Origin of the sequence: Actinomadura harenae (assembly GCF_003696215.1) — a bacterium.
In the GTDB taxonomy this organism is placed as follows: domain Bacteria; phylum Actinomycetota; class Actinomycetes; order Streptosporangiales; family Streptosporangiaceae; genus Spirillospora; species Spirillospora harenae.
In genome coordinates this window covers 30368-52957 of record NZ_RFFG01000041.1, presented here as the reverse complement: position 1 = coordinate 52957, position 22590 = coordinate 30368, and the positions used below count along the sequence as shown (strand labels likewise).

At 73.3% G+C, this 22590-nt stretch carries 27 protein-coding genes; 12 read left to right on the top strand and 15 right to left on the bottom strand.

The window, feature by feature from the left end:
• Positions 1 to 56 precede the first annotated feature (56 nt).
• Together EBO15_RS22640 and EBO15_RS22635 are read left to right on the top strand one after the other, a co-directional pair.
• Positions 57 to 674, top strand: coding sequence for a TetR/AcrR family transcriptional regulator (locus EBO15_RS22640; RefSeq protein WP_122196437.1), 618 nt, complete (start codon positions 57 to 59; stop codon positions 672 to 674).
• Positions 671 to 1300, top strand: a complete 630-nt coding sequence (locus tag EBO15_RS22635; RefSeq protein ID WP_122196436.1) for a DUF1707 domain-containing protein — start codon at positions 671 to 673, stop codon at positions 1298 to 1300. Before EBO15_RS22640 ends, EBO15_RS22635 begins: the two co-directional genes overlap by 4 nt.
• 12 nt (positions 1301 to 1312) lie before the next feature.
• On the opposite strand, the gene hemC is transcribed toward EBO15_RS22635, so the two are convergent.
• Both hemC and EBO15_RS22625 read right to left on the bottom strand, forming a co-directional pair.
• On the bottom strand, positions 1313 to 2242 hold the full coding sequence (hemC, locus tag EBO15_RS22630; RefSeq protein WP_122196435.1) for a hydroxymethylbilane synthase: 930 nt from the start codon (positions 2240 to 2242) through the stop codon (positions 1313 to 1315).
• The gene (locus EBO15_RS22625; RefSeq protein ID WP_122196434.1) at positions 2239 to 2751 is read right to left on the bottom strand and encodes an NUDIX domain-containing protein; all 513 of its coding nucleotides are present in this window, start codon (positions 2749 to 2751) and stop codon (positions 2239 to 2241) included. The genes hemC and EBO15_RS22625 overlap by 4 nt, the downstream gene beginning before the upstream one ends.
• A 174-nt stretch (positions 2752 to 2925) precedes the next feature.
• On the opposite strand from EBO15_RS22625, the gene EBO15_RS22620 reads away from it, so the two are divergent.
• Complete coding sequence (locus EBO15_RS22620; RefSeq protein WP_147481616.1) at positions 2926 to 4104, top strand: hypothetical protein; 1179 nt, start codon at positions 2926 to 2928, stop codon at positions 4102 to 4104.
• Here EBO15_RS22620 and EBO15_RS22615 read toward each other — a convergent pair.
• Positions 4096 to 4728 carry a TetR/AcrR family transcriptional regulator gene (locus EBO15_RS22615; RefSeq protein WP_122196432.1) on the bottom strand — a complete coding sequence of 211 codons (633 nt, stop codon included), beginning with the start codon at positions 4726 to 4728 and terminating at the stop codon, positions 4096 to 4098. The two genes, EBO15_RS22620 and EBO15_RS22615, sit on opposite strands and share 9 nt — an antisense overlap.
• A gap of 60 nt (positions 4729 to 4788) precedes the next feature.
• Here EBO15_RS22615 and EBO15_RS22610 point away from each other — a divergent pair, with 60 nt between their 5' ends.
• Both EBO15_RS22610 and EBO15_RS22605 read left to right on the top strand, forming a co-directional pair.
• On the top strand, positions 4789 to 5079 hold the full coding sequence (locus EBO15_RS22610) for a hypothetical protein (protein WP_122196431.1): 291 nt from the start codon (positions 4789 to 4791) through the stop codon (positions 5077 to 5079).
• A 168-nt stretch (positions 5080 to 5247) separates the two neighbouring features.
• On the top strand, positions 5248 to 5733 hold the full coding sequence (locus EBO15_RS22605; protein WP_122196430.1) for a hypothetical protein: 486 nt from the start codon (positions 5248 to 5250) through the stop codon (positions 5731 to 5733).
• Positions 5734 to 5778: 45 nt separating this feature from the next.
• Here EBO15_RS22605 and EBO15_RS22600 read toward each other — a convergent pair whose 3' ends face one another.
• The 3 genes from EBO15_RS22600 to EBO15_RS22590 all read right to left on the bottom strand — a co-directional run bounded on the left by EBO15_RS22600 (position 5779) and on the right by EBO15_RS22590 (position 8397).
• On the bottom strand, positions 5779 to 6576 hold the full coding sequence (locus EBO15_RS22600) for an endonuclease/exonuclease/phosphatase family protein (RefSeq protein ID WP_122196429.1): 798 nt from the start codon (positions 6574 to 6576) through the stop codon (positions 5779 to 5781).
• Positions 6577 to 6637: 61 nt separating this feature from the next.
• A complete protein-coding gene (locus tag EBO15_RS22595) occupies positions 6638 to 7240 on the bottom strand; it encodes a TetR/AcrR family transcriptional regulator (protein WP_147481615.1) in 603 nt (200 codons plus the stop codon).
• A 278-nt stretch (positions 7241 to 7518) separates the two neighbouring features.
• Positions 7519 to 8397, bottom strand: coding sequence for a LysR family transcriptional regulator (locus tag EBO15_RS22590; RefSeq protein WP_122196427.1), 879 nt, complete (start codon positions 8395 to 8397; stop codon positions 7519 to 7521).
• 99 nt (positions 8398 to 8496) lie between these two features.
• Here EBO15_RS22590 and EBO15_RS22585 point away from each other — a divergent pair, with 99 nt between their 5' ends.
• Both EBO15_RS22585 and EBO15_RS22580 read left to right on the top strand, forming a co-directional pair.
• A complete protein-coding gene (locus EBO15_RS22585; RefSeq protein WP_122196426.1) occupies positions 8497 to 9228 on the top strand; it encodes an SDR family oxidoreductase in 732 nt (243 codons plus the stop codon).
• 64 nt (positions 9229 to 9292) lie between these two features.
• The gene (locus tag EBO15_RS22580) at positions 9293 to 10186 is read left to right on the top strand and encodes a DUF1963 domain-containing protein (protein WP_122196425.1); all 894 of its coding nucleotides are present in this window, start codon (positions 9293 to 9295) and stop codon (positions 10184 to 10186) included.
• Positions 10187 to 10189: 3 nt separating this feature from the next.
• Here the strand turns inward: EBO15_RS22580 and EBO15_RS45420 are convergent, their stop codons facing one another.
• From EBO15_RS45420 to EBO15_RS22560, 4 genes are all read right to left on the bottom strand, one after another.
• Entirely contained in the window at positions 10190 to 10525 is a 336-nt protein-coding gene (locus EBO15_RS45420) for a PASTA domain-containing protein (protein ID WP_199744738.1), read from the bottom strand.
• Positions 10526 to 10601: 76 nt separating this feature from the next.
• Positions 10602 to 10901, bottom strand: coding sequence for a sulfurtransferase TusA family protein (locus tag EBO15_RS22570; protein ID WP_122196424.1), 300 nt, complete (start codon positions 10899 to 10901; stop codon positions 10602 to 10604).
• Between the two features lie 41 nt (positions 10902 to 10942).
• The gene (locus EBO15_RS22565) at positions 10943 to 12151 is read right to left on the bottom strand and encodes a cysteine desulfurase family protein (RefSeq protein WP_199744737.1); all 1209 of its coding nucleotides are present in this window, start codon (positions 12149 to 12151) and stop codon (positions 10943 to 10945) included.
• Positions 12148 to 12819, bottom strand: a complete 672-nt coding sequence (locus EBO15_RS22560) for an ArsR/SmtB family transcription factor (RefSeq protein WP_122196423.1) — start codon at positions 12817 to 12819, stop codon at positions 12148 to 12150. Before EBO15_RS22560 ends, EBO15_RS22565 begins: the two co-directional genes overlap by 4 nt.
• Before the next feature lie 98 nt (positions 12820 to 12917).
• On the opposite strand from EBO15_RS22560, the gene EBO15_RS22555 reads away from it, so the two are divergent.
• Entirely contained in the window at positions 12918 to 14294 is a 1377-nt protein-coding gene (locus EBO15_RS22555; protein WP_233616367.1) for an MFS transporter, read from the top strand.
• 35 nt (positions 14295 to 14329) lie between these two features.
• Positions 14330 to 14989 carry a DUF6518 family protein gene (locus tag EBO15_RS22550; protein WP_147481614.1) on the top strand — a complete coding sequence of 220 codons (660 nt, stop codon included), beginning with the start codon at positions 14330 to 14332 and terminating at the stop codon, positions 14987 to 14989.
• Positions 14990 to 15005: 16 nt separating this feature from the next.
• On the opposite strand, the gene EBO15_RS22545 is transcribed toward EBO15_RS22550, so the two are convergent.
• Positions 15006 to 15764 (bottom strand): DeoR/GlpR family DNA-binding transcription regulator, encoded by a 759-nt coding sequence (locus tag EBO15_RS22545; RefSeq protein WP_122196421.1) that lies wholly within the window; start codon positions 15762 to 15764, stop codon positions 15006 to 15008.
• 68 nt (positions 15765 to 15832) lie between these two features.
• On the opposite strand from EBO15_RS22545, the gene EBO15_RS22540 reads away from it, so the two are divergent.
• Positions 15833 to 16507 (top strand): HAD family hydrolase, encoded by a 675-nt coding sequence (locus EBO15_RS22540; RefSeq protein WP_122196420.1) that lies wholly within the window; start codon positions 15833 to 15835, stop codon positions 16505 to 16507.
• A gap of 77 nt (positions 16508 to 16584) precedes the next feature.
• Positions 16585 to 17733, top strand: a complete 1149-nt coding sequence (locus EBO15_RS22535; protein WP_158628331.1) for an MFS transporter — start codon at positions 16585 to 16587, stop codon at positions 17731 to 17733.
• A 19-nt stretch (positions 17734 to 17752) separates the two neighbouring features.
• On the opposite strand, the gene EBO15_RS22530 is transcribed toward EBO15_RS22535, so the two are convergent.
• Positions 17753 to 18385, bottom strand: a complete 633-nt coding sequence (locus EBO15_RS22530; protein ID WP_122196418.1) for an RNA polymerase sigma factor — start codon at positions 18383 to 18385, stop codon at positions 17753 to 17755.
• A gap of 250 nt (positions 18386 to 18635) precedes the next feature.
• Here EBO15_RS22530 and EBO15_RS22525 point away from each other — a divergent pair, with 250 nt between their 5' ends.
• Positions 18636 to 19457 carry an SAM-dependent methyltransferase gene (locus EBO15_RS22525; RefSeq protein ID WP_122196417.1) on the top strand — a complete coding sequence of 274 codons (822 nt, stop codon included), beginning with the start codon at positions 18636 to 18638 and terminating at the stop codon, positions 19455 to 19457.
• Positions 19458 to 19618: 161 nt separating this feature from the next.
• Here EBO15_RS22525 and EBO15_RS22520 read toward each other — a convergent pair whose 3' ends face one another.
• Genes EBO15_RS22520 through EBO15_RS22510 form a run of 3 tightly spaced genes read right to left on the bottom strand, consistent with a single transcriptional unit; the run spans position 19619 to position 22498 of the window.
• Positions 19619 to 20809, bottom strand: a complete 1191-nt coding sequence (locus tag EBO15_RS22520) for a hypothetical protein (RefSeq protein ID WP_122196416.1) — start codon at positions 20807 to 20809, stop codon at positions 19619 to 19621.
• 35 nt (positions 20810 to 20844) lie between these two features.
• A complete protein-coding gene (locus EBO15_RS22515) occupies positions 20845 to 21723 on the bottom strand; it encodes an ABC transporter permease (RefSeq protein ID WP_122196415.1) in 879 nt (292 codons plus the stop codon).
• A gap of 1 nt (position 21724) precedes the next feature.
• Positions 21725 to 22498, bottom strand: a complete 774-nt coding sequence (locus EBO15_RS22510; RefSeq protein ID WP_122196414.1) for an ABC transporter ATP-binding protein — start codon at positions 22496 to 22498, stop codon at positions 21725 to 21727.
• Positions 22499 to 22590 lie beyond the last annotated feature (92 nt).

The following is a 22590-nucleotide window of genomic DNA, read 5'->3' as shown; positions in this document are numbered from 1 at the left end:
CCCTTGTTGGCAGGGTGGACAACAAGGTATTGTCCACCCTGCCAATAGGAGGGGTCATGACCGGACGGCGCAGGCGGACGCCCGAGCAGGCACGCGAGGAGATCCTCGACGCCGCGACCGACCTCATCGCCCGCCACGGCCCGGACGGCGTGGGCCTGCGCCGCGTCGCGGAGGCCGTCGGCGTGACGCACGGCCTGGTCACCCACTACTTCGGCACGTACCGGGCGCTCGTGCGGGCCGTCCTGGAACGCGAGAACGAACGCAAACGCGACCTTGTGCGCGAGCGCATGCGCGCCGACGGGGGAGTGCCGTACGCGCGCGGGATGACCGAGGTGCTCTTCGACATCCTCGCGGACGAGCGCTACGTCCGGCTCTGGACCTGGTCGCAGCTCCACGACTGGGACGTCGAGAGGTCCACGGTCAGCCTCGCCAAGCTCGTCGACGCGATCGAGGACGGCGTCCGCAGCGTCCTGCCCGGACCGGACGGCCCCGACCGCGCGCGCATCGAGATGGTCGTCCTGTTGTGCATGTCGGGCGCCTACGGCTACGCGATCGGACGCCGCTACTGGCTCACCGACCTCGGGCACGACCCCGACGACCCGGACCGGGACGAGGCCTACCGCGCCGCCCTGTCCACCGTGCTCGCCGCCCACCTCGAAGGAAGGACGAAGTGACCGAGACCCCCGAACCCCCCGTCCCCGCCGCACGCCCGGACACCCCCGAGGCACGCCCGGACATCCTCGCCTCGGACGACGACCGCACCCGCGCCGAGGTCCGCGTCCGGGCCGCCGTGGAGAGCGGGCGCCTGGCGCTCGACGAGCTCGGACCCCGCCTGGACGAGGTCTTCCGGGCGCGCACCCGGGGCGACCTCGAGTCCGCCTGCCGGGGCCTGCCCGAGCCGGGTCCCCGGGACGCGCTCGTCGTCGACCGCGCCCCGACCTCGCGGAGCTTCCTCGTCGGCATCTTCGGCGGCTTCGAGCGCACGGGCGAGTGGGTCGTCCCGCCGAAGATGACCCTCTGGACGATGTGGGGCGGCGGCGTCCTCGACTTCTCCGAGGCGCGTTTCAGCAGCCAGGAGACCCAGATCCGCTCCTTCTCCATCTGGGGCGGCACCCGGATGGTGTTCCCCGACGACGTCGAGGTGGATGTCAAGGGCCTCGGCCTGTTCGGCGTCTTCGACAAGAGCGCCACCCGCCGGATCGGCAAGGCCGGCACGCCGCGCGTCGCCGTCCGGGGCCTGGCCCTCTTCGGCGCCATCGTCACCCGGACGAAGGCCCTCCGCCGCCGTCCACGGGACTGACCCGCAGGCGCGTCACTCCGAGGACGCCGCCGGCTCCTCGATCAGCTCGCGCGCGCCCTTGGCGATGAGCTCCCCGCCCACCGTCTCGCCGAGCTCCTCCGCCCGGGAGGCGGGCGCGACCCCGGACGCGGAGATCATGCGGCGGCCGTCGGAGGAGAACACGGCCGCCCGCAGCTCCAGCCCGTCATCGTCGGCCGGTCGGGCGTGCCCGGCGATCGGCGTGTGGCAGTGGCCGCGCAGCACCGACAGCAACGCCCGCTCGGCGGCCAGCCGCCGCCGGGTCGGCGCATGGTCGAGCGCGCCGACCGGCTCGGCCGCCGCGTCGTCCCCGGCCCGGCGCTCCACGACCAGCACTCCGGCGCCGATCGCCGGGACGATGTCCAGCCGCTCGTGCGAACGTTCGATACCGAGCCTCTGCAACCCGACCCGCGCCAGCACGACCGCCGCGAAGTCGCCGCGGTCGAGCTTCGCGAGCCGGGTGTCCACGTTGCCCCGGACGGGCTCGAACCGAAGCCGGGGAAACCGCTGGACGAGCTGCGCGTGCCGCCGCACCGACGACGTCCCCACCCGCGCCCCCGCCTCCAGGTCGGCGAGGTTCCGCACGTCGGCGTCCGCGCCGAACACCGCGATGTCGCCGGTGTCCTGGCCTTCCAAGCACGCGCCGAAGACCACACCGTCCGGCCTGGGGACGTCGCCGGGCAGGTCCTTGGCGCAGTGCAGGGCCGCGTCGATCTCACCGTCCACCAGGGCGCGGTCGATCTCCTTCGCGAACGCGCCCTTGCCGCCGAGCGCGACCAGGTCGCCGATCCCCTGGTGGCGGTCGCCGCTGGTGCTGATCGGCACGATCTCGACCCGCAGCCCGCCGTGCGACCGCTCCAGTTCTTGCGCGACGGTCCGCGCCTGCGTCATCGCGAGCGCCGACGGACGCGTCCCCAGCCTCATGTGTTGTCCCATCCGCGACGGCTCAGCAAGGCGCCGTCCTGTAGTTCTTCGAAGACCTGGACGATGTGCGGAATCGTCTGAGCGGGCAGCCGGGAAGGGGACGCCCACATCAGCCCGGAGCACCGGTCCGGTTCCATCACCTTCGGCTCACCCGAGACGGCGTCGCACCAGAAGTAGAAGTCGAGCAGCGTCCCGAACGGACCGGGCGGCGAGTCGTTGCGGCGATGCATGACGTGAGCGGGCGCCACGGTCTCCGGGTCCGCGTGAAGCCCCGTCTCCTCGGCCAGTTCCCGCACCACGCACGAGGTGACGTCCTCTCCGGGGGAGAGCTTGCCCGCGGGCGGATGCCACCATCCGTCCCGGTAGCCGGTGCCGGACCTCTGCAACAGCAGCACCTCGCCCCGCCCGTTGCGGACGAGGGCGTGGCACGCCACCCACGCGCCCCACCACCCGTGCGACACGGCGTCCGCGAACTGCGCGACCACCGTGTCCGCCACCGTTTCGGGCATTCTGGACGAGGATTCGTGCACCGCGGCCTCCCTGCTGCAGAGTCACCGCAACGCTACTCACCCCCTCGGCACCAAGCGCCCGAACCGACACGCCGAACGTGTGTCCCCGCCCACAGGAGGAGACGCCCCGAAACCTGGGTGGGGGGAGGAGTGGAAAGGGCTAGGTTGTCTCGCATGCCGGATGATGCTTCCCTTGTCGACCTGATCCAGGAGAGGCGTTCCGACCCTGCGGTGCCCGCGCGGATCGGACGTCATGACGTGCTGGTGGAGAAGGGCTTCATCGGGACCTTCGTGTACCGGATCCATGGTGAGCGGGTTCTGGTCGTCCATGCGAACAAGGGGTACCGGGACGACGTCGTCGCCGCACTTCTGGACGCCGTGGACGACCTCGCTGACGACCGCGACCCCGCGAACGCCTCGATCGTCCGGTTGCGTCCGATCGAGGTTCCAGGGTTTCCGCTCGACCGGGCCGTGTTCCTCGGCCCCGGGAACACGACCTTCTTCAAGGACGGGCCGCTGGCGGAGCGCGGGATGCAGGTCATCCCGGTGCACCGGTCGGAGGCCGCCGACGGTGAGGAGTACGAGGCCTTCTGGCCGGGCGTCATCGGCAAGAACCTGTCGATCCGGCACTACGACTGGACGCGTGAACCGTCGCCGAGGGTCGACGTGCTGCGGCTGGACAGCGGCAAGGGCGGCCCGTTCCGGCACAACCGCAACAGCCGCAGGAGTTCCAAGCCGGGACTCACGCGCGCGCAGCTGGTGTTCGAGCACGATCTGCCCGTCCTGCCGGACGGCGTCCGGGTGTCGCTCAGGGACATGCGCGGCCACGACCTGCGCGTCCACCGCGAATGGGACCGGCTGCGCGGGACCCTCCAGATCCCGGGGCGGGACGAGCCCGTCGACGTGGACGTCCCGAGGCTCTCGGCCCCGGCCGCCTTCGGCCCGCTGTTCGCCGGGGCCGACTTCGAGCCCGCCATGTTCGAGACGCGGACGCCGCCCGAGCACATGCTGATGATGCGGGTGAGGGACGCCGAGCGACGCCGCGATGACGACGGCGATCATCCGGCCTCCCTGGACGAATGCCTCCGCTGGCTGGACGCGCTCGCTCCCACCGACGGCAACCACTTGGTCCTCACCGGACGGTCGGACGGCGTCGTCCAGATGAGGTGGGAGGGGCCCGGCGAGCCGAGGCTCTGGCTGGAGACGCCCGAGCCCGCCCACCGCCACTCCCGGGGACGCCACGTCACGCGCGACGAGGCCACGGCCATGATCGAGGCGCTGGCGCGCGACGACCGCGTGGCCGTGGACGACCTGGGAGACCTGGAGACCGCTTCCTGGGGGACTTCAGTCTGAGCAGAGCTGGACGAGCAGCGTGCCGACGGCCCAGTCGCGCCAGCGTTCCACCGTCCAGCCGCGTTCGACGGTGAACAGCAGGAACAGTTCGGGGCTGAGCAGGCCGTAGAGCACGTCGGCCATGTCCCGCACGGACAACTCGGCCCGCGCGCCGGGTTTGGCGTGCAGCGCCGTCGCCGCGTTCTTGATGACGGTGTAGCGCGGGTCCGCGTCCTCCGGCCAGAGGGCGGCGACCTCCGGGTCGCTGGCGACGGCCTCGCGGGCGATCTTGGTGAGCGGCGCGACGCGTTCGAGGACCGCGCTCGTCCCGGCGACGTAGGCGCGCACCATCTCCGGCGCCGTCTCGGCGGCCAGCGCGTCCACGTACCAGGGGCGCTCCATGGTGGTGAGCGGCCGGTCGTCGCCCGCGACGGTGACGTCCAGCAGCTCCTTCAGCAGCGTGCGCTTGTTGCCGAAGACGAAGTAGATCGTCTGGACGGCCACCCCGGCGCGCCCGGCCACGTCCTGGAGGGTGGTCGCGCCGTACCCCTGCTCCCGGAAGGCCTCGAACGCCGCCGCGCGGATCCGGCGCCGGGTCTCCTGTGCCTTCTGCGCCCGTTTCCCCGGGGGCTTGACCTCGCTCATGGTTGGAGTCTATCTCTAGATTAAGTCACTAGAAGTCAACTCTAGAAACGAGGTCCAGTGATGACCGTCCTCCGCACCACGCGCTACCAGACCGGGACGTCCACCGTCGAGGAGGTGCTGACCAGGCGGAACGACCTGGTCGCCGCCATCCGCGCGGCCTATCCGGGCCTGGACGAGGCGCGGCTGACCCGGGCCGGGGACGGCACCTGGGTCGACCTCTGGCGCTGGGAGTCGGCCGAGCTCATGGAGGCCGCCGTGGCCGGCGCGCCGAAGCTCCCCGAGTCCGCGCGGGCCTTCGCCCTGACCAGTGACGTCACCGTCGAGGTGACCGAGGTCGTCGACGAACGCTGACCCAGGTCCGGGCCCGGCCCGGCCCCACACCCGGGCCGGGCCCGGCCGAAGGCATCTCGACACCGGACACCGACACGGGGGCGGAGTGCGGTGACGAAACTGGCCGGGGTCGGCGTCACGCGGCAGGATCATCAGGGACGATCCCGACCGCGCACGGAAGGCCCGACGATGAACGAGGCGACGCTCGACCTGCTGCTCGACGTGGTCGGACGCCTCGAACGCAACATCACCGCGCGGCAGTGCCCGGCGATCTGCGGCCTGGTCGGAGACCGCCACCTGACCCTGTCGGACTACGAGTACCTGCGCGACGACCCCGCCGCCGAGGCCTTCGAGCGGCGCGCCGCCGCCCAGGCGCGGCGGATCCGCGCGGACCGGTGGGTCATCGCCGTCCCCATGATCATCGCGATGGGCCCCGGCGCCGTGCTGAACGGGCGTCCCGTGTCGAACCAGGGACTGCGCGACGGCGAGCAGGAGGCCATCGTCTGGACGGCGTTCGACCGCGGCGACGGCATCGACTACGGCATCGTCGCCTACACCCGGCGCCCCAACGGCCAGCCGGTGTACCACGACCCCGAGATCTTCACGGCCCCCCTGACCAGCACCGCGACGGCACCCGGCTCGACCCTCCGCCGGGCGCTGCTCGACGCCGACTGACCGGAGACCGGCGGGCCTCCGACCTTGGGCATCAGACCTCGAGCATCAGACCTCGAGCATCAGCGCCCGGTGGTCCGACACCTCGGGCTCGGCGAGGATCTCGAACCGCCGCACCGCGGACGGGTCGGAGACCAGCAGGTAGCTCGCGTGCCGCAGCGGCTTGAGGTACCGGGACGTCCGGGTGTCGGACTCGCGGACGAGGTCGGTCAGCCCGATCCCGGCGAGCACCTCGAACGTCTCGCTGTCCGGCAGCAGGTTGAGGTCGCCGCACACGACCACCAGGTCGCCGTCCTCGCGCGCGTCGGTGACCAGGTCGGCGAGCCGCTTGGCCTGGTCGCGCCGCGCCGGGGTGTCGCCCTTGCCGCCGGCGTCGCGCAGGCCGTGCAGCTGGACGACCGTGACGAACCGTCCGGACGCGCGGTCCAGGACCCGCACGGCCAGCGCCGCCCGGGGCCGGTCGCCGGGCGGCCACTCGTCCGGATGCTCGGAGTACTCGCCATGGACGAGCGCCGTCCGCGTCGCGACCAGCGGGAACGTCTCCCCGACGAACGTCGCGACGCCGAAGTCCTGCCGGTGGACGGTCCCCTCGTGGTCGCGGACGGGACCGGCGTCACTGACGGTGAACACGGGGTGGTGCCGGGGGAGCAGGGTGCGGACGTCGTCCAGCAGGTCCGCGCGCTGCGGGAGGGACCGCTCGGCGTCGTCGAAGCGCGTCCACCCGCCGAGCGCGGCGGTGTGGGTCACCTCCTGGAGGCAGAGGACGTCGGCGCCGTTCGTACCGAGCCAGGGGGCGAGGTCGTCGAACATCGCGCCGCCCCAGGCGTTGAGAGAGATGATCCGCACGGCACACGAATCTAGGCCACGTCCGGCGGCGCCGCGCACACCGGCCCTCCGCGGGTCCGTCCTAGGACGCGGACCTGGTGAAGCGGGCGATGAGGTCGTGCAGGTAGTCGCGGAACCGGCCGACGCCGGTGGGCTCGTCGCTGCCGTGGCCCTGCCCGTCCTGGCCGATGAAGCCGAACTGGACGAACCCGTGGACGCACCAGACGATGTTCCAGATCGCCAGCTCCACGTCCACGCCCGGCAGGACGGCGGGCGACATCACCTGGTACATCGTGGACAGGACGGGCTTGGCGAACGGCGTCTCGACGTCGAGGTCGGCGGCGTCCCCGGCCCAGCGGTGCATCCACATCCCGACGAACGCGCGGTGGGAGAGGCAGAAGTCGAGGAAGGCGTCGCCGATCCCCTGGACCCCGGCCGCGTCGGGGGTGAACGCCTCGATCGCCCCGGCGAGGGCCTCCTGTTCCTGCTGGTGAAGCCAGGCGAACACGCTGAGGTACAGGGTGGGCTTGTCGCCGACGAGCTCGACGAGCTCGGAGGTCGGGAGGCCCGTCGCGTCCGCGATCAGCTTGAGGTCGACGACGTCGTACCCGAGGTCGGCGAACAGCCGGCCGGCGGTCTCGTAGATCTGCTCGCGACTCGCGTTCACTTTGGGCATCTCCACCATGACTCTAAGTTAGGTGCGAGAGCGTGAACGGCGGAAAGCGCCGCGCCGCGCGGGGAAGGGCGGAGAGGACGTGACATGGCGAACGACCTGGTGAACGGGGCCGGCGGCCAAGCGGGCTGGTGCTCCTCGTCGGGAAGGGGGATCAGCCCGCCGACTTCGCGTTCGCCTACGGCGCCCCGGAAGGCCCCGGGCGTTCGTGAGCACCGTCAAGCTGCGCCAGGCCGGGTTCACCAAGGCCCTCGACACCGAGGCGGCGATCCGCGACGCGCTCGAAACGCTCATCGAGGAACGGCTGCTGCCTCCGACGCGGCGATCTCCGCGAACTCGGTGAGCAGCGGGTTGCGGCGGGCGGCGTCCCAGGCGAGGTGGACGGCCGTGGGCGCCAGGTCCTCGACGGGGACGTAGGCGATGTCGGGACGGGTGTAGAACGTCGCGACCGACAGCGGCAGGATCACCAGGCCGCGTCCCGCGGCGACGTGCTCGAGCTTCTCCTCCACACTGTGGAACACGGGCGCCGCCGGACGGTTCCGCCGGCGCATCTCGACACCGATGTCCCGCCACTCGGGGACGGCGTCGGGGTTCTGCAGCAGGTGCTCGTCGGCGAGGTCGGCCGCGGCGATCCCCTCCCTGCCCGCCAGCCGGTGGTCGCCGGGGAGGACGACGACGCGCGGCTCGGTGAACAAGGGGCGGACCGTCAGCCCCCGGAGGTCGGCGGGCGGGCGGAGGTAGCCCACGTCGACGCGTCCGTCGCGGATGACGTCCACCTGGTCCTCCCAGGTCGTCCGGACGAGCTCCACCGACAGCCCGGGATGCCGGGCGCCCAGCTCGCGCACGGCGGCGGTGACGATCAGGCCCGGCATGAACCCGACCGTGAAGACGCGCGGCCCGCGCGCCGCCCGCCGGACGCGGCGGCGCAGCGCCTCGGCGCCCGCGAGCAGGGACGGCGCGTCGGCGAGCAGCTGCCGTCCGGCGGGGGTGAGCGCGGTCGAGCGCCGGTCCCGCTCGAACAGCGTCGCCTTCAGCTCGTTCTCCAGCGCCCGGATCTGCCGGGACAGCACCGGCTGGGCGATGTGCAGGGACGCGGCGGCGCGGCCGAAGTGCAGGTGCTCGGCGACCGCCACGAAGTAGCGCAGCTTGCGCAGGTCGACGTCGGTCATGATGCCCTCAGGGTATGACAGCGCCGCGCGAAGGTCTTGGACGCGGCGGCGGTCCCGGCCGCATCGTGAAGGGGCAACGAGAGATCGGAAAGGATCGACATGCCCCCCTTCGACAAGCTCGCGGGTCAGCGCGTGGTGGTGCTCGGCGGAACGTCCGGGATCGGGCTCGCGGTCGCCGAGGCCGCCGCCGCGGCAGGCGCGGTCGTGACCGTGGCGTCCAGCCGGAAGGAGAACGTCGAGCGCGCGCTCGACCGGCTCCCCGCGGGATCCACGGGCGAGGTCGCCGACCTCACCGACCCGGCGCTCGTCCGCGACCTGTTCGCCCGGCTCGGCGAGATCGACCACCTCGTCTACACGGCGGGCGACCCGCTGCCGCTCGCGCCGGTGACCGAGATCGACCTCGACGCCGCCCGCGACTTCTTCGCCCTGCGCTACTTCGGCGTGCTCGCCGCCGTCCAGGCGGCCGTGCCGAAGCTGCGCGAGGGCGGCTCGATCACCCTGACGACCGGCACCGCCGGTCCGCGCCCGGTGCCGGGCGCGGCGGTCACCGCCAGCATCTGCGGCGCGATGGAGGGCCTCACGCGCGCCCTGGCCGTCGAGCTCGCACCGATCCGCGTGAACGCGGTGATGCCCGGCGTCGTCCGCTCGAACCTGTGGGCGTCGCTGCCCGACGACTTCCGCGAGCAGCTCTACGCGGACACCGCCGCCGCGACGCCCCTGAACCGCGTAGGCGAGGTCGACGACATCGCCGAGGCGTACCTCTACACCATGACCCAACGCCACGCCACCGGCACCATCATGACCCTCGACGGAGGCGCCGTCCTCACCTGACGATCACCCGAACACCGTCCTCGGGAAAGACCACTTTGTCGGACCGCCCGGCCAGGATGCCGTCGTGATCTTTCTCGAGGAACAACTCACAGAGCTGGCCCGCAGGCACCTGCCGCCGGCCGTGGCGGAAGAGTGGATCGCTCTGATCCGCCCGGCGATCCACCTACGCCACCGCACCGACGGCGAGCCCACACTGGGGCGGCTCGGCGGCCTGCCCTCCCTGCCCGGCGACGTGCCCTGGCCGAGCTGGGAGGGCCGGTGGTCGCTGAACTTCGTGGCCTCGCTGGACTGCGGACGGCTGCCCGTGGCGTCCCTCGACCTGGACCTGCCGGCCGAGGGCACGCTGCTGTTCTTCTACCTCGACAACGAGGACGGACGTTCCTTCGACGACGAGGGCAGCGAGCTGCCGGTGCCCGAGGTGGCAGGCGAGGATCAGGGCTCGCTCGCAGAGACGCGGGTGCTCTACCTGCCGCCCGGGGTGGAGACCGCCGAGCGGCCGGCGCCGGGCGACATCGTGCCGTATCCGCGGGTCGAGCTCGGGGCCCGGCTGATCGCGACCGGGCCGGACTTCTCCCACCCGGAGTTCCAGGAGGCGGCGCGGCGGGTGGGGGCGTCCGAGCGGGCGTTCATGGACGACTACCGCAGCGCAGAGCCGATCTACAACGCGGTCACCGATGTGATGCCGTGGCCGATGCACTGGCTGGGAGGGCACGCGCGGCCCGTCCAGGACGCCGTAGAGCTCGACGCGGCGTACACCGCGTTCGCCGGGCGGGTCGGGTTCGATGACCCGCGGCTTGCCGAGGAGGCGTCGCGGTGGAGGCCGCTCGCGCAGTTCGACAGTGACGAGGCCGCCGGGATGCAGTGGGGAGACGTAGGGACGATCTACTGGCTCATGCGGCCCGGCGACCTCGCCGCGCGGCGGTTCGAGGCCGCGGCGTTCACCGTTCAGTACTGCTGAGGGTCAGTCCGTGTACTTCTTGCTGTAGAGGGTGACCTGCGTGCCGGACGAGACGCGGGCGCCCGGGGTGGGGATCTGGCGGACGACCACCCAGTTGCGGTCGATGAGCAGCTTGCGGCCGCGGCCCGTGGCGTCGCGCTCGGCGAGGTTGCGCAGGCCGCGGGACTGCATGAGGTTCTGCGCCTTCTGGTGGTTCATTCCGACGACGTTCGGCACCGTGACGGTCTGGTAGGAGCGCCGGACCGGGGCGTGGTGCCGCCGGTGGGAGTGGGTGCTGCACCCGGTGACCGCCACGGCGGTGAGGAGGGCGGCGGGGACGACGAGGGCACGCGTGGACAACAACACTGCTCCAGGAGCGGAGGGATCAAGAGACGCGTTCTGTGACGCGGCGGACGCGTCCCCGGTTCCCGGAAGATCAGTTCTCTTGCGGAGCCGGATGCCAGGGCCTGTCCGGCCTGGTCGCGCGCGCCTCGGCGGCGACCCGGAGCGCGTAGCCCGGAGTGCCTCCCGTCCCGGGGACGGGGCCCAGGTAGTGGTGGCCGGTGAGGTGGCACCACGCGGGCAGGTCGATCGGGGCGGCCGGGTCGGACGCGAGGAGGTGGACGAGCGTGCCCGGCGCGAGGCCGGCCAGGTGGGCGCGGAGTTCGAGGAGGAGGCGCACGCAGGCTTTGTCGCCACCGTCGATGACGATCGGTTCTTCCGGACGGCTGGTCACTGTGCTGCTTTCACGGCGTGGAGGTGCGGGGTCGGTCCTTACTACCGTGCCCCGGCGGCTTTGGCCAGAGCGGCGGCGGCGAAGCGGACGTCGCCGGGGGTGCTCCAGCGGCCGAGCGAGAGCCGGAGGGCGCCCATCGCGCGGTCCCGCCCCATGCCCATCGCCGTGAGGACGGGCGAGGGCGTGTGGGCACCGCTGTGGCAGGCCGAGCCGGTGGACGCCGCGATCCCGGGGACCCGGGCGAGCAGCTCATGGCCGAGCACGCCGTCGATACTGACGTTCAGCGTGTTCGGGAGGCGTGCTCCGGGCGGGCCGTTGAGATGGATGCGCCCTGGCAGGGCTTCGGTCAGGCGCCGGTGCAGATCGTCGCGGAGGGCGCCGATCCGCCCGGGCCCGCCCGCGGCGAGCTCTTCGGAGGCGAGCCGGGCGGCGGCGCCGAGGGCCACGGCCAGGGAGACGTTCTCCGTCCCGGCGCGCAGGCCCCGCTCCTGGCCGCCGCCGTAGACGACCGGCTCGAGGCGGACGCCGGGGCGCACGCGCAGGGCGGCGATGCCCTTGGGCGCGTACATCTTGTGCCCGACGATCGTGAGCAGGTCGACGTCGGACGCGTCCACCGGGATCTTCCCGACGGCCTGGGCGGCGTCGCAGTGGAACAGGGCGCCGTGGCGGCGGGTCAGGGCGGCGAGCTCGGCGATCGGCTGGAGGGCGCCGGTCTCGTTGTTCGCGGCCATCACCGACACCAGGACGGTCGCGTCGTCCAGGGCGGCGGCGAGGCGTGCCGGGTCGACCAGGCCCTCGGCATCGACGGGCAGCACCGTCACCCGCGCTCCGTGGAGACGTTCGAGGGCGTTGCAGGTCGCGAGGGCGGCCGGATGCTCGGTCGCCTGGGTGATCACGTGCGGGTCCGGGAGCCCGGACGCCAGCACCGCGCCGCGCAGCGCGAGCAGGTCGGCCTCCGATCCCGAGGCCGTGAACACGATCTCGTCCGGCCGGGCGCCGACCAGGGCGGCGACGTCCGCGCGGGCGCGCGCGAGCGCGGCCGCTGGGGACGTCCCGTACGCGTGGGCGCTGGCGGGGTTGCCGAACTCGCGGGTGAGGTGCGGGAGCATCGCCGCCACGACGCGCGGGTCGACCGGCGTGGTCGCGTTGTAGTCGAGGTAGACGGGACCGCCGGTGAGGGCGGGGTGGACCTCGGCCCGGCCGTCCTCGTTCATGCTGTCGTCGTCGTGCGTGCTTCGGTCGTCGTTCATGCTTCGGCTCCGGCGGTGACAGGGAGGCCGGAACGGCGCCACTCGGGCAGGCCGCCGTCCAGCGGGCGGGCGTCGAACCCATGGTCGCGCAGGAGCCGGACGGCGTCCGGGGCGAACACGCAGTACCGGCCGCGGCAGTAGGCCACGATCTCGGTGCCCGCGGGCAGGTCGGTGAGCCGGGCGGCGAGCAGGTCGTGCGGGACGTTGACCGCGCCCGGGATGTGCCCGGCGGCGTACTCGGCCTCGGGCCGGACGTCCAGCACCAGCACCCGGCCGTCGCGCAGGCGGCGGGCCAGCTCGTCACGCGCGACCGGGTCCAGGGCCGCGACGTCGCCGAGATAGTCCCGGGCGGCGTGTTCCACCTCGGCGAGGCGGGAGGCGGCGAACCCCTGCACTTGTCCGACGAACTCCTCGACCTGCTCGTCCGCGAGCCGGTAGATGACCCTCACGCCGTCGCGGCGGGCGTCGACCAGGCCGGCCCGGGCCAGCTCCCGGAGCTGGGCGGAGGTGTTGGACACCTTCATCCGGGCCGCCTCGGCCAGGTCCTCCACGCCCCGCTCGCCCTGAGCCAGCAGGTCCAGTAGCTCGAGCCGGGCGGGGTTGGACAGCGCCTTGCCCACCCGGGCGAACTGCTCGTACAGGTTCGTCTTCCGGGTACGCTCGTCCATCAGTATCTTCCAATCTTCTTTGGAATATTGTAGTACGGAACGGGTCGGGGAGCGAACTCCCGCCCGGGCCGTGCGCGTCACCGCTTGTGGAGGACCCCGTGGGCTTCGCCCGAGACCATCTGACCAGGCCTGCCGAGCCACCCGCCGGGCCGTCCGGCAGGGCCCCGTCCTTCACCGCGTCCCGCGCGCCCGTCCTCGGCCTGCGCGCGAACCTCGCCCAGTTCCTGCTGCTCGTCGCGGTCAACGCGCTGGTCGGCGGCATGCTCGGGCAGGAGCGCACGGTCCTGCCCCTGCTCGCCCGTGACACCTTCCGCCTTTCGGCGTACACGGCCGCGCTCACCTACATCGTGGCGTTCGGCGCGACCAAGGCGGTCGCGAACTTCTTCGCCGGGACGCTGTCGGACCGGTACGGCCGCAAGCCCGTTCTGGTCGCCGGATGGCTGGTCGCCGTCCCCGTGCCGCTGCTGCTGATCTGGGCCCCGTCGTGGGGCTGGATCGTGTTCGCCAACGTCCTGCTCGGCGTCAGCCAGGGTCTGACCTGGTCCACGACCGTCATCATGAAGATCGACCTGGTCGGGCCCGCGAGTCGCGGCCTGGCCATGGGCTTCAACGAGGCCGCCGGGTACCTCGCCGTCGCCGTCACCGCGCTGGCGTCCGGCGCGATCGCCGCGCACGCCGGGCTGCGGCCCGGCCCGTTCCTGCTCGGCGCGGCCTACGCCGCGCTCGCGCTCGGCCTGTCCACGCTCGCGGTCCGGGAGACCCGCGAGCACGCCCGGCTGGAGGCCGGGCGGCACGCCGCGTCCGGCCACGATCCGGACGCCGCGCTCTCGACCGGGCAGATCGTCCGCCGGACGAGCCTCGGCGACAGGTCCCTGTCGGCCGCCAGCCAGGCCGGAATGGTCAACAACCTGAACGACGCCCTCGCCTGGGGCGTCTTCCCGATCCTGTTCGCCGCCCACCACGTCCCGCTCGCGCGGATCGGCCTGCTGGCCGCGCTGTACCCGGCCGTGTGGGGTCTCGGCCAGCTCGTCACCGGCTGGTGGTCCGACCGCGCCGGACGCAAGCACCTCATCACCGCGGGCATGCTCGTCCAGGCCGTCGCGATCGGGCTGGTCGCCCTCGGGACGAGCGTCCCCGCGTGGGCCGCCGCGCAGGTCCTGCTCGGCGTCGGCACCGCGCTGGTCTACCCGACGCTGCTCGCGGTCGTCGGCGACATCGCCCACCCGGCGTGGCGGGCGCGCGCCGTCGGCGTCTACCGCCTCTGGCGGGACGGCGGCTTCGCCGTCGGGGCCGTCCTCGCGGGGGCCGTCGCCGACGCCTGGGGCCTGACCGCCGCGATCTGGGCCGTCGCCGCCCTGACCGCGGTCTCGGGGCTGGTCGTCGCCGTCCGCATGGACGAGTCGCATCCCGCCCGGGCACGCGGGGTGGTACCCGCGGAGGGCGCGCCGGCGGCGGCCGATCACCCCCAGGGGTGACGGCTCCGGCCGCCGGCGTCCGTACGCTGACGGCCATGCTCTCGCCGGACCTGCTCGTCGACGCCGACGTCCCCGCCCCTCCCGTCCCCGCCCGCCGCCGGAGGCTGCTCGCCCTCCTGGCGGCCGCGCTGGTCGGGGTCGGGGCGGGAGCGCTCACGTTCGGGCTGGAGCGGCTGGAGGACGCCCCGGCCTGGTTCGGTTTCTGGCACGGCCTCGCCCCGTGGGGCGTGGTCGCCGCCGTGGTCGGGGCGGGGCTCCCCGGACGGTGCCGCGCGGCCGCCGTCGCCGGGGCGCTCGTCCAGGTCGGCCTCGTCACCGGTTACTACACGCTCGAGATGGTCTCCCTCGGGACGGTCTCGACGAACCTCGCCGTGTACATGGCGGTCGCGGTGGCGGCGGGTCCGTTCTACGGGGCGTCCGGCGCGCTGCTCGGCGGGCCGGAGGGGCGGGCGCGGACGGTCGCGTCCGGCGTCCTGGCCGCGCCCTGGCTCGCGGACGGGTGCCGCGACCTGCTCGAGGACGTGAGCGGCACGGGCTCGCCGTCCGTGCTGGCGGTCGCGGTGGGCGTCCTGGTCGTGGGCGCCGTCCTGCCGCTGGCGCTGAACCGTTCGCTGCGCGCGGGATTCGGCGGCCTCGGGACGGCCGCGCTGGTCGCCGCGCTGATCCTGGCCCTGGAGGAACTGCCCCTCGGCTGACCGGCGGGGGCGCCGCTCAGACCTGGACGACCGTGACGCCCGCCGCCTCGAGCCGCTCCAGTTCGTCGCGCGGCGCGGACGCGTCGGTGATGACGGTGTCGAGGTCGGTGACGGGGCAGACGAAGCCGAGTCCGGTGCGTCCGAACTTGGATCCGTCGCAGACCGCGATCCGGCGCTGCGCGGCGGCGATCGCGGCGCGCTTCACCGGCACCTCGGCCAGGTCGTGCGCGGTGAGCCCGTGTTCGGCCGACAGGCCGCAGACCGCGACGACGGCCGTGTCGACGCGCAGGGCCCCGAGCGACGCCTCGGTCAGGTGGCCCGCGAGCAGCCAGGTGCCGGGGATCATCTGCCCGCCGGGGACGAGCAGCCGGACGTCCGGGGCGGTGCTGAGGGCGTTCAGCGAGTAGAGGTCGAGCGGGATCGCGGTGACGCGGCGGTTCGCCAGCAGGCGGGCCACCGCGAGCGTGGTCGTGCCGCTGTCGATGATGACCGACTCGCCGTCGGAGACCAGCGCGTCGACCTTCGCGGCGATCGCCCGCTTGGCGTCCACGGCCTCGTGCTCGCGCAGCGCGAACGGGGGGTTCTCGCCGCGCAGCAGCAGGCTGACCGCGCCGCCCCGGACGCGCCGGAGGACGCCCTGCTCGGCGAGCAGGTCCAGGTCGCGGCGGATCGTCATCTCCGAGCAGCCGGTCTCCGCGGCCAGCTCCGCCACGGTCACCCGCTCACTCGTCCGCAACCGTTCGATGATCTCAAGATGCCGGTTCAAACCTTCCATATGTGCAATCACACGTGATACGTGTCTATAAGTCAAGCTTCCACTCGTGATTCGAGAGAGGAACCAGCGTGGAGAGCACCGTGGGCGGCCTGGGCGGCATGGACCGGAGCATGGACCGGAGCGTGGACTGGGTCGTCTTCGACTACGGCGGCGTGATCTGCCGGCCGCCGTCCCCCGAGGCGGGGAGGCGGCTGGCCGGCGAGGTGGGCGTCGAGCCGGGCGAGTTCTGGCCCGCCTTCTGGCGCCGCCGGGCCGACTACGACCTCGGCGCCGTGGACGCCGCCGCCTACTGGCGCGACGTGTTCGCCCAGCTGGGCCGTCACGACGCCGAGGTGGACGTCGAGCGGCTGGTGGCCCTCGACCTCAGCGCCTGGCTCGACCTGGACGCCGGGACGCTGGAGGTCGTCGGCATGCTGGCCGCGCGCGGCGCCCGGCTCGCGCTGCTGTCCAACGCCCCGGTGGAGATGGCGCGGGTCATCGACGGCGAGGGCTGGTCGGCCGCGTTCCGGCACCGCCTGTACAGCGCCGACCTGCGCATGGCGAAGCCGGATCCGCAGATCTACCACCGGATGTGCGCGATCCTCGGCACCCGTCCCGGTCAGGTCCTGTTCATCGACGACCGGGTCGAGAACGTCGACGCGGCCGAGGGCATCGGCATGCGCGCGCTGCTGTTCCAGGACGCCGCCAAACTCTGGAGCGAGCTGTCCCTGCTGCTGCCCGCGTCCCCGGCCGGGCCCCAGTGACCCCACCACCGCTCCCCGCGAGGGCGCGCGATCTGGGCCCGACGTCGTTCGGCCGGACGGCCGTCGCCGGGATGTGCGTGTCCTTCGTGGTGATCGGCGTCCTCCAGGCGCTGTACGGCCCGGCGGCGCCCGCGGTGCGCGAGCGCTTCGGGCTGTCGTCCGGGGCCGTCGGGCTCGCGCTGTCGGTGCACTTCGTGGGCGCGCTGCTCGGCGTCCTGTGCACGCCGCGCCTGCGCCGGATCGGCAACCGGCGGTTCCTTGCGGCGGCCGTGACGACGATCGCGGCCGGCTGCGCCGGGTTCGCCCTGGCCCCCGCGTGGCCCGTCGCGCTCGCCGCCGCGTTCGTCGCCGGGGTCGGGTTCGGCTGGATCGACGTCGGCGTGAACGAGCTGTTCATCGAGTACTACGGGACGGACGGCCGGAACAGCACGGGCATGCTGAACCTGCTCCACGGGACGTTCGGCGTCGGGGCCGTCCTCGCGCCGCTGCTCGTGGGCGCGCTGCCGAACCGCATGTACCCGTGGGCGTTCGCGCTCTGCGCGCTGCTGTCGCTCACCGTGCTCGGCACGGTGCGGGGCGTCGGCGGCGGCCCGCGCCGGACGGCGGCGTCGCGCGACGTCCCGTGGGCGGCGGCCGGACGCATGACCGCGCTCTTCACCGTCTTCTTCGCGCTGCACGTCGGCGTCGAGTCCGGGGTCGGCGGCTGGGAGACCACCCACCTCGTCGGCCTCGGCTGGACGCCCGGACCGGCGGCGATGGCCACGTCCACGTTCTGGCTGGCCTTGACCGGGGTGCGGTTCGCGATCGGCCCGATCGCCCGGTACGTCACCGCGCAGCGGATCCTGATGGCGTCCCTCGCGGTGATGGTGCTCGGCCTGCTCCTGGCGCAGGTCGGCCCCGCCGCCCCGGCCGGATACGTTCTGGCCGGGCTCGGTGTCGGCCCGCTCTTCCCGACGGGGCTGGTGTGGCTGACGCAGAAGATGCCGGGCGTCGGCGGCGTCACGTCCTACGTGATCGCGGGGTCGATGCTCGGCGGTGTGCTGCCCAGCGCCATCGGCGGGGCGGCCGGACGGTGGGGACCCGGAGTGATCCCCACCGTCCTGGCGGCCCTGGCCGCGACGGCGCTCGCCCTCGCGCTCGCGATCAGAGCGCTTCCGGCGACCAGGGCGACCAGGGCCGCCGCCGCCGTGGCGCGGACCGAACCGGCTCGCGAGCCCCGGCCGTGACGGGTCGTGCGGCGTCGCGTCAGCGGCGGGGGCCGCGGAACGCGACGAGCAGGCGGCTGCGGCCCCGGTCGGACAGGCCGTCCGGGCCGGGGGTGCCCGGCGTGGCCGCCACCTGATCGAGCTCCGGGACGGCCCGCCGCAGCGCGGCGCGTCCCAGGTTCAGGAGGACGAGCTGGTCGGACGGCGTGATCCCGAGCAGCCACGCGGCCTCGTCCTCGTCGCAGCCCTCCGCGTCGGCGAGCAGCAGCGGAAGCCGGAATCTCAGCGGCATCGCGTCGAGCGCGGGCCGCAGCGCCTCCAGCGCGGGGACGCTCAGCGGGACGCCCGGGACGGCCTGGCCGTTCGCCGCGACGTCCTCGGGATGGACCGCCACCTCGAGCGGCCAGCGCGTCCGGCCCGCCTCGATCACCGCGCGCAGCAGCCGGAGCCGCGGCGACGGGCCGTCCGGCGGGGGAGCGTCGCGGACGATGCCCAGCAGCGCCTCGCGCGCCATTGTCTCGGCGCGCCCCGGCGCGGGGCCGGCGACCTCCCGGGCGAGCCGGGACAGACGCCCCCCGTAGAAGTCCACCAACTGCAGGAACGACGCCTCGTCGCCGGCGAGGGCCCGCTCCAGGACGACATCGTCCGAAGGACGGTCGGATGCGAGGTCCACCGGTCCTCCTTCCGTTCTTGACCTTCCGTTTTCGACCGTTGGGCACGGTACATCACGGGCGCGACGGTGAGCGTCGGAGGCCCTCCGCTCCGTCAGCTCCCACGCCCCGACCGGCGGGTTCCCGCCGGAGCGCCCGGCGTGGGGACCATCCGGGGGCACATGCGGACACGGAGGAATTATGATCATTTCCCGCACGATCGAAGGTGCTTCGGTAACGTGATCACCCGAGGTTCATGAGGGAAGGTGCACGATGGAACGCAGGCCGCGGCCGGGTGCTGGGCCCGCCGTTCCCACCGAGGTGCCGCTGGGGCAGCCCACCGCCGCGCGGATGTACGACGAGGCGCTCGGCGGCAAGGACCACTTCGCCATCGACCGCACCGCCAACTCCCGGCTGTACGGCGCGATCGGCGAGGAGCGGGTGCGCAACACCGCGATGGAGAACCGCCGGTTCCTCGGCCGCGCGGTCGAGTACCTGTCCCGCGAGTGCGGCGTCCGCCAGTTCCTGGACGTCGGGTCCGGGCTGCCGACGGTCCGCAACACCCACCAGATCGCCAAGGAGGCCGACCCGGACTCCCGCGTGGTCTACGTCGACATCGACCCGATCGTGGCGGTGCACGGGCGCGCCCTGCTCGCCGACGACAACACCCGGATCGTCACGGCCGACATGCGCCGTCCGGAGACCATCCTGGACGACCCGCAGCTCAACGGCCTGCTCGACTTCAGCGAGCCCGTGGCCGTGCTGTTCGTGGCCGTGTTCCACTTCATCACCGACGAGGACGACCCGGCCCGCATCGTCCGGGCGTTCCGCGAGCGGCAGGCGCCCGGGTCCTACGTGACGATCTCGCACCTGTGCGCGGACGGCATGGCCGAGTCCGAGCAGCAGGGCTGGTACTCGGGGTTCTCGGGGGCGACCGTCCCCATGGTGCTGCGCACCGAGCCCGAGGTCCAGGGGCTGTTCGAGGGATACGACCTGGTGGAGCCGGGTCTCGTCCGCCCGTGGCGGTGGCGTCCGTCCGACGACGGCTCGCCGCGCACCGACTCGCTCCTCGGCGGCGTGGCCCGCCTGGGCTGACGGCGCGGCGTGCGGCGTGCGGCGTGCGGCCGCCAGCCCCCGTCTGTCCATGATCTTTCCGGGGCCGTCCGGCCGGACGCCCGGCACGGGACATTCGAGGCATCGGGACGGGGCGGTGTGTTCGCTCAGGAGGGGACCGCCCCGTCCGGCGGGGCCCGCCGTCAGAGATGGACGGACGGATCCAGGAACTCGTCGGTGACCAGGTCGCCCGCCGCCAGCCCGGCCGGGACGGCCTTGCCGTTCCGCGCCTCCAGCGGACGCAGCAGCCCGATCACCTTCGCCACCCGGGACGTGTCGAACGACCCGAGCACGCCGTTCGCCCCGTTGCGGACGATGCCGTACTTGGCGAGCGCGTCGTGCGCGAACGCCGCGTGCTCGGCGGTGTAGGCCGCGGTGGTGTTGAAGCGCTTGACCGCGTCCACGATCATCGCGTTCGTGGACGCCGGGTCGCGCATGTACTCGGCCGTCGAGCGCTGGAAGATCGGCACGAGCCGCTTCAGGCACGGCGCGAGCTTCGCCTTGTCGGCGGGCCGGAACGCCACCGACTCGGGGTAGATCGCATACCCCGTGTCGTGGACGAGCTGGAACGCGACCGGCTTGTGCCAGGCGGTCACCTCGTGCTCGTAGGCGTACGGCTCGTTGGTGACGTACCCCTGCTGCGCGACCTTCCCGCCGGACGTCGCGAACCGCGCGGGCGAGCCGTCGTAGGAGCCGTCCACCTGGGACTTGCGCAGCAGCCCCGAGCCGGTCAGGTAGTCCATGAAGGGGACGCCGTTGGCGTACAGGACGGTCGCGCCCGCTCGTCCGATGTCGGCGATGGACTTCCACTCCGGGTGCGCCTGCGGCGACCACATGATGATCTGCGGGTTGACGTCCATCGGAGAGAACACGGCCTGGAGCCGGTGCGTCCCGGCCTGAGCGACCTGCTCGTCCGTGGCGACCACGCCCAGCGTGATGGACGGGTCGGACGCCATCAGCGTCGACACCGGCTGGAACCCGGTGACCGGCCCGCCCGACCGGATCTGGAACGTCACGCCCGTGTCGTGCCCGTCCACCGTCAGCGGCGCGGTGAGCGTCTTGCGGCTCGTGTCCACCTTCGGGGACGACCCCAGCAGGTGGTACAGCCCGCCGTGCTCGGCCTGCGGGTACCAGTTCATCTGGAGCGTGACCGTCGCCGGGCACACTCCACGCAGATCGTCCTTACCGGACGCGGCGGGCAGTGACGGGGCCGCCTGCCCGCTGTCGCTCGCGCCGTCCGAGCACGCCGTGAGCGCGGCCAGCAGCACCGCCGCCAGCCCGGCCGCGAGCGGCGCGGCCGGCCGCCTTCGCCGCGTGCTTCGCCTGGTTCGCATGTTCCCCCACCTTGTTCGTTCCGGTTCCGCCGCCTTCAGCGGCGGGTGCCGTCCGTGCCGTGCAGGCGCGCCGCCCAGTGGGCGAGCAGCCCGAAGAACCAGAACACGGCCAGGCCGAGCAGGCTCGCGAGCAGCACCGCCGCGAACATCCGCTCCGACTCCAGCCGGGCCCGGTAGACGTTGATGAGGATGCCGAGACCCGGCTGCCCCTGCTGGTAGAAGTAGTCGCCGACGACCGCGCCGACGACGCTCAGCCCGGCGGAGATGCGCAGCCCGGTCAGCATCGCCGGGACGGCCGCGGGCAGACGCAGCTTCAGCAGCCGGCGCAGTCGCCCGGCGCGGGCCAGCCGGAACACCTCCTCCAGCGTCCCGTCGGTGGAGCGCAGCCCGAACAGCGTGTTGGCGATCACCGGGAAGATCGCGACCAGGACGCACACCAGGACGCGGCTGGCCATCCCGAACCCGAACCAGAACCCGAGCAGCGGCACCAGCGCCAGCACCGGGACGGTCTGGAGCACCACCGCGTACGGGTACAGCGACCGCTCGATCCAGCGCGCCTGGCTCATCAGGACGGCCAGCGCGACGCCGATCAGCGCCGCCAGCAGCAGCCCGATCCCGGCGACCTCGGCCGTCCGGCCGAGCGCCGCGAGCAGCTCGGCGCGGTTGGCGGCGTCGAGGAACCCGACGCGCACGACCGCGTCCGGCGGCGGCAGCAGGAACCGGCGCTCGGGGCTGAGCAGATGGTCGCTCACGCCGTACCAGGCGCCGATCGCCAGCACGAGGACGATCAGCGGCGGAAGCCACGCGCGCACGCGCAGACGCGCGGCGGACCTGCGGAGGCGTGTGGTGGAACGGTCCCGTGAGGGCGGGGACGCGGAGTCGCGGGCGGTCGTCCCGCCCTGCTGGAGCGGCATGTCAGGCGGCCTCCGCCATGCCCCGGTAGAGCCGTTCGGTCAGGGCGGCGACGACCTCGGCGAACTCCGGCGTCGCGCGCAGCGGCCGTTCGCGCGGGGACGGGAACGGGACGTTCACGCGCGCGACGATCCGTCCCGGCCGCGCCGACATCACCAATACCGTGGATGACAGGAACACCGCCTCGGCGACCGAGTGCGTGACCAGCACCGCCGGGCGGGGCCGCGCCGCGAGCAGCGCCGCCAGCTCGTCCCCGAGCCGGGCCCGGGTGATCTCGTCGAGCGCGCCGAACGGCTCGTCCAGGAGCAGCGCGCCGGGGTCGTCGGCGAGCGTGCGGGCGAGCGAGACCCGCATCCGCATCCCGCCGGACAGCGCGGCGGGCCGGTGCCGCGCGAACTCCGTCAGCCCGACCAGGTCGAGGGCCTGCGCGGCCCGCTCCCGGCGCTCGGCGCGCGGGACGCCGCGCAGCTCCATGAGCAGCTCGACGTTCGCGCGGACGCTCCGCCAGGGCAGCAGGGCGGCGTCCTGGAAGACGTAGCCGATCCGGTCGGCGGTGCCGCGGACGGTCCCGGACGTCGGAGTGTCGAGCCCGGCGGCGATCCGCAGCAGCGTGCTCTTGCCGCATCCGGACGGCCCGACGATCCCGACCAGCTCCCCGTCGCCGACGCCGAAGCCGACGTCCGCGAGCGCCTCGGTGCCGTCGTCGTAGACCTTGGACACGCCGGCCAGCTCAAGACGCGGCCCGCCCGTTCCGGCGGCCGCGGTCCGCTCGGTCATATCTGGACGAAAGGGATGAGGCGGTGCACAGGTGGGAGCGTACCTCCTCACCCGCCACATCCGTCTCGCCCGGTGATCACGGTCACGCCCGT

What these genes read in the sequence shown, in the direction of transcription:
- EBO15_RS22640 (WP_122196437.1), top strand. Translation starts at nt 57, where the DNA reads ATGACCGGACGGCGCAGGCGGACGCCCGAGCAGGCACGCGAGGAGATC.
- hemC (WP_122196435.1), bottom strand. Translation starts at nt 2,242, where the DNA reads ATGAGGCTGGGGACGCGTCCGTCGGCGCTCGCGATGACGCAGGCGCGG.
- EBO15_RS22625 (WP_122196434.1), bottom strand. Translation starts at nt 2,751, where the DNA reads ATGCCCGAAACGGTGGCGGACACGGTGGTCGCGCAGTTCGCGGACGCC.
- EBO15_RS22620 (WP_147481616.1), top strand. Translation starts at nt 2,926, where the DNA reads ATGCCGGATGATGCTTCCCTTGTCGACCTGATCCAGGAGAGGCGTTCC.
- EBO15_RS22615 (WP_122196432.1), bottom strand. Translation starts at nt 4,728, where the DNA reads ATGAGCGAGGTCAAGCCCCCGGGGAAACGGGCGCAGAAGGCACAGGAG.
- EBO15_RS22610 (WP_122196431.1), top strand. Translation starts at nt 4,789, where the DNA reads ATGACCGTCCTCCGCACCACGCGCTACCAGACCGGGACGTCCACCGTC.
- EBO15_RS22605 (WP_122196430.1), top strand. Translation starts at nt 5,248, where the DNA reads ATGAACGAGGCGACGCTCGACCTGCTGCTCGACGTGGTCGGACGCCTC.
- EBO15_RS22595 (WP_147481615.1), bottom strand. Translation starts at nt 7,240, where the DNA reads ATGGTGGAGATGCCCAAAGTGAACGCGAGTCGCGAGCAGATCTACGAG.
- EBO15_RS22590 (WP_122196427.1), bottom strand. Translation starts at nt 8,397, where the DNA reads ATGACCGACGTCGACCTGCGCAAGCTGCGCTACTTCGTGGCGGTCGCC.
- EBO15_RS22585 (WP_122196426.1), top strand. Translation starts at nt 8,497, where the DNA reads ATGCCCCCCTTCGACAAGCTCGCGGGTCAGCGCGTGGTGGTGCTCGGC.
- EBO15_RS22565 (WP_199744737.1), bottom strand. Translation starts at nt 12,151, where the DNA reads ATGAACGACGACCGAAGCACGCACGACGACGACAGCATGAACGAGGAC.
- EBO15_RS22560 (WP_122196423.1), bottom strand. Translation starts at nt 12,819, where the DNA reads ATGGACGAGCGTACCCGGAAGACGAACCTGTACGAGCAGTTCGCCCGG.
- EBO15_RS22550 (WP_147481614.1), top strand. Translation starts at nt 14,330, where the DNA reads ATGCTCTCGCCGGACCTGCTCGTCGACGCCGACGTCCCCGCCCCTCCC.
- EBO15_RS22545 (WP_122196421.1), bottom strand. Translation starts at nt 15,764, where the DNA reads ATGGAAGGTTTGAACCGGCATCTTGAGATCATCGAACGGTTGCGGACG.
- EBO15_RS22525 (WP_122196417.1), top strand. Translation starts at nt 18,636, where the DNA reads ATGGAACGCAGGCCGCGGCCGGGTGCTGGGCCCGCCGTTCCCACCGAG.
- EBO15_RS22520 (WP_122196416.1), bottom strand. Translation starts at nt 20,809, where the DNA reads ATGCGAACCAGGCGAAGCACGCGGCGAAGGCGGCCGGCCGCGCCGCTC.
- EBO15_RS22515 (WP_122196415.1), bottom strand. Translation starts at nt 21,723, where the DNA reads ATGCCGCTCCAGCAGGGCGGGACGACCGCCCGCGACTCCGCGTCCCCG.
- EBO15_RS22510 (WP_122196414.1), bottom strand. Translation starts at nt 22,498, where the DNA reads ATGACCGAGCGGACCGCGGCCGCCGGAACGGGCGGGCCGCGTCTTGAG.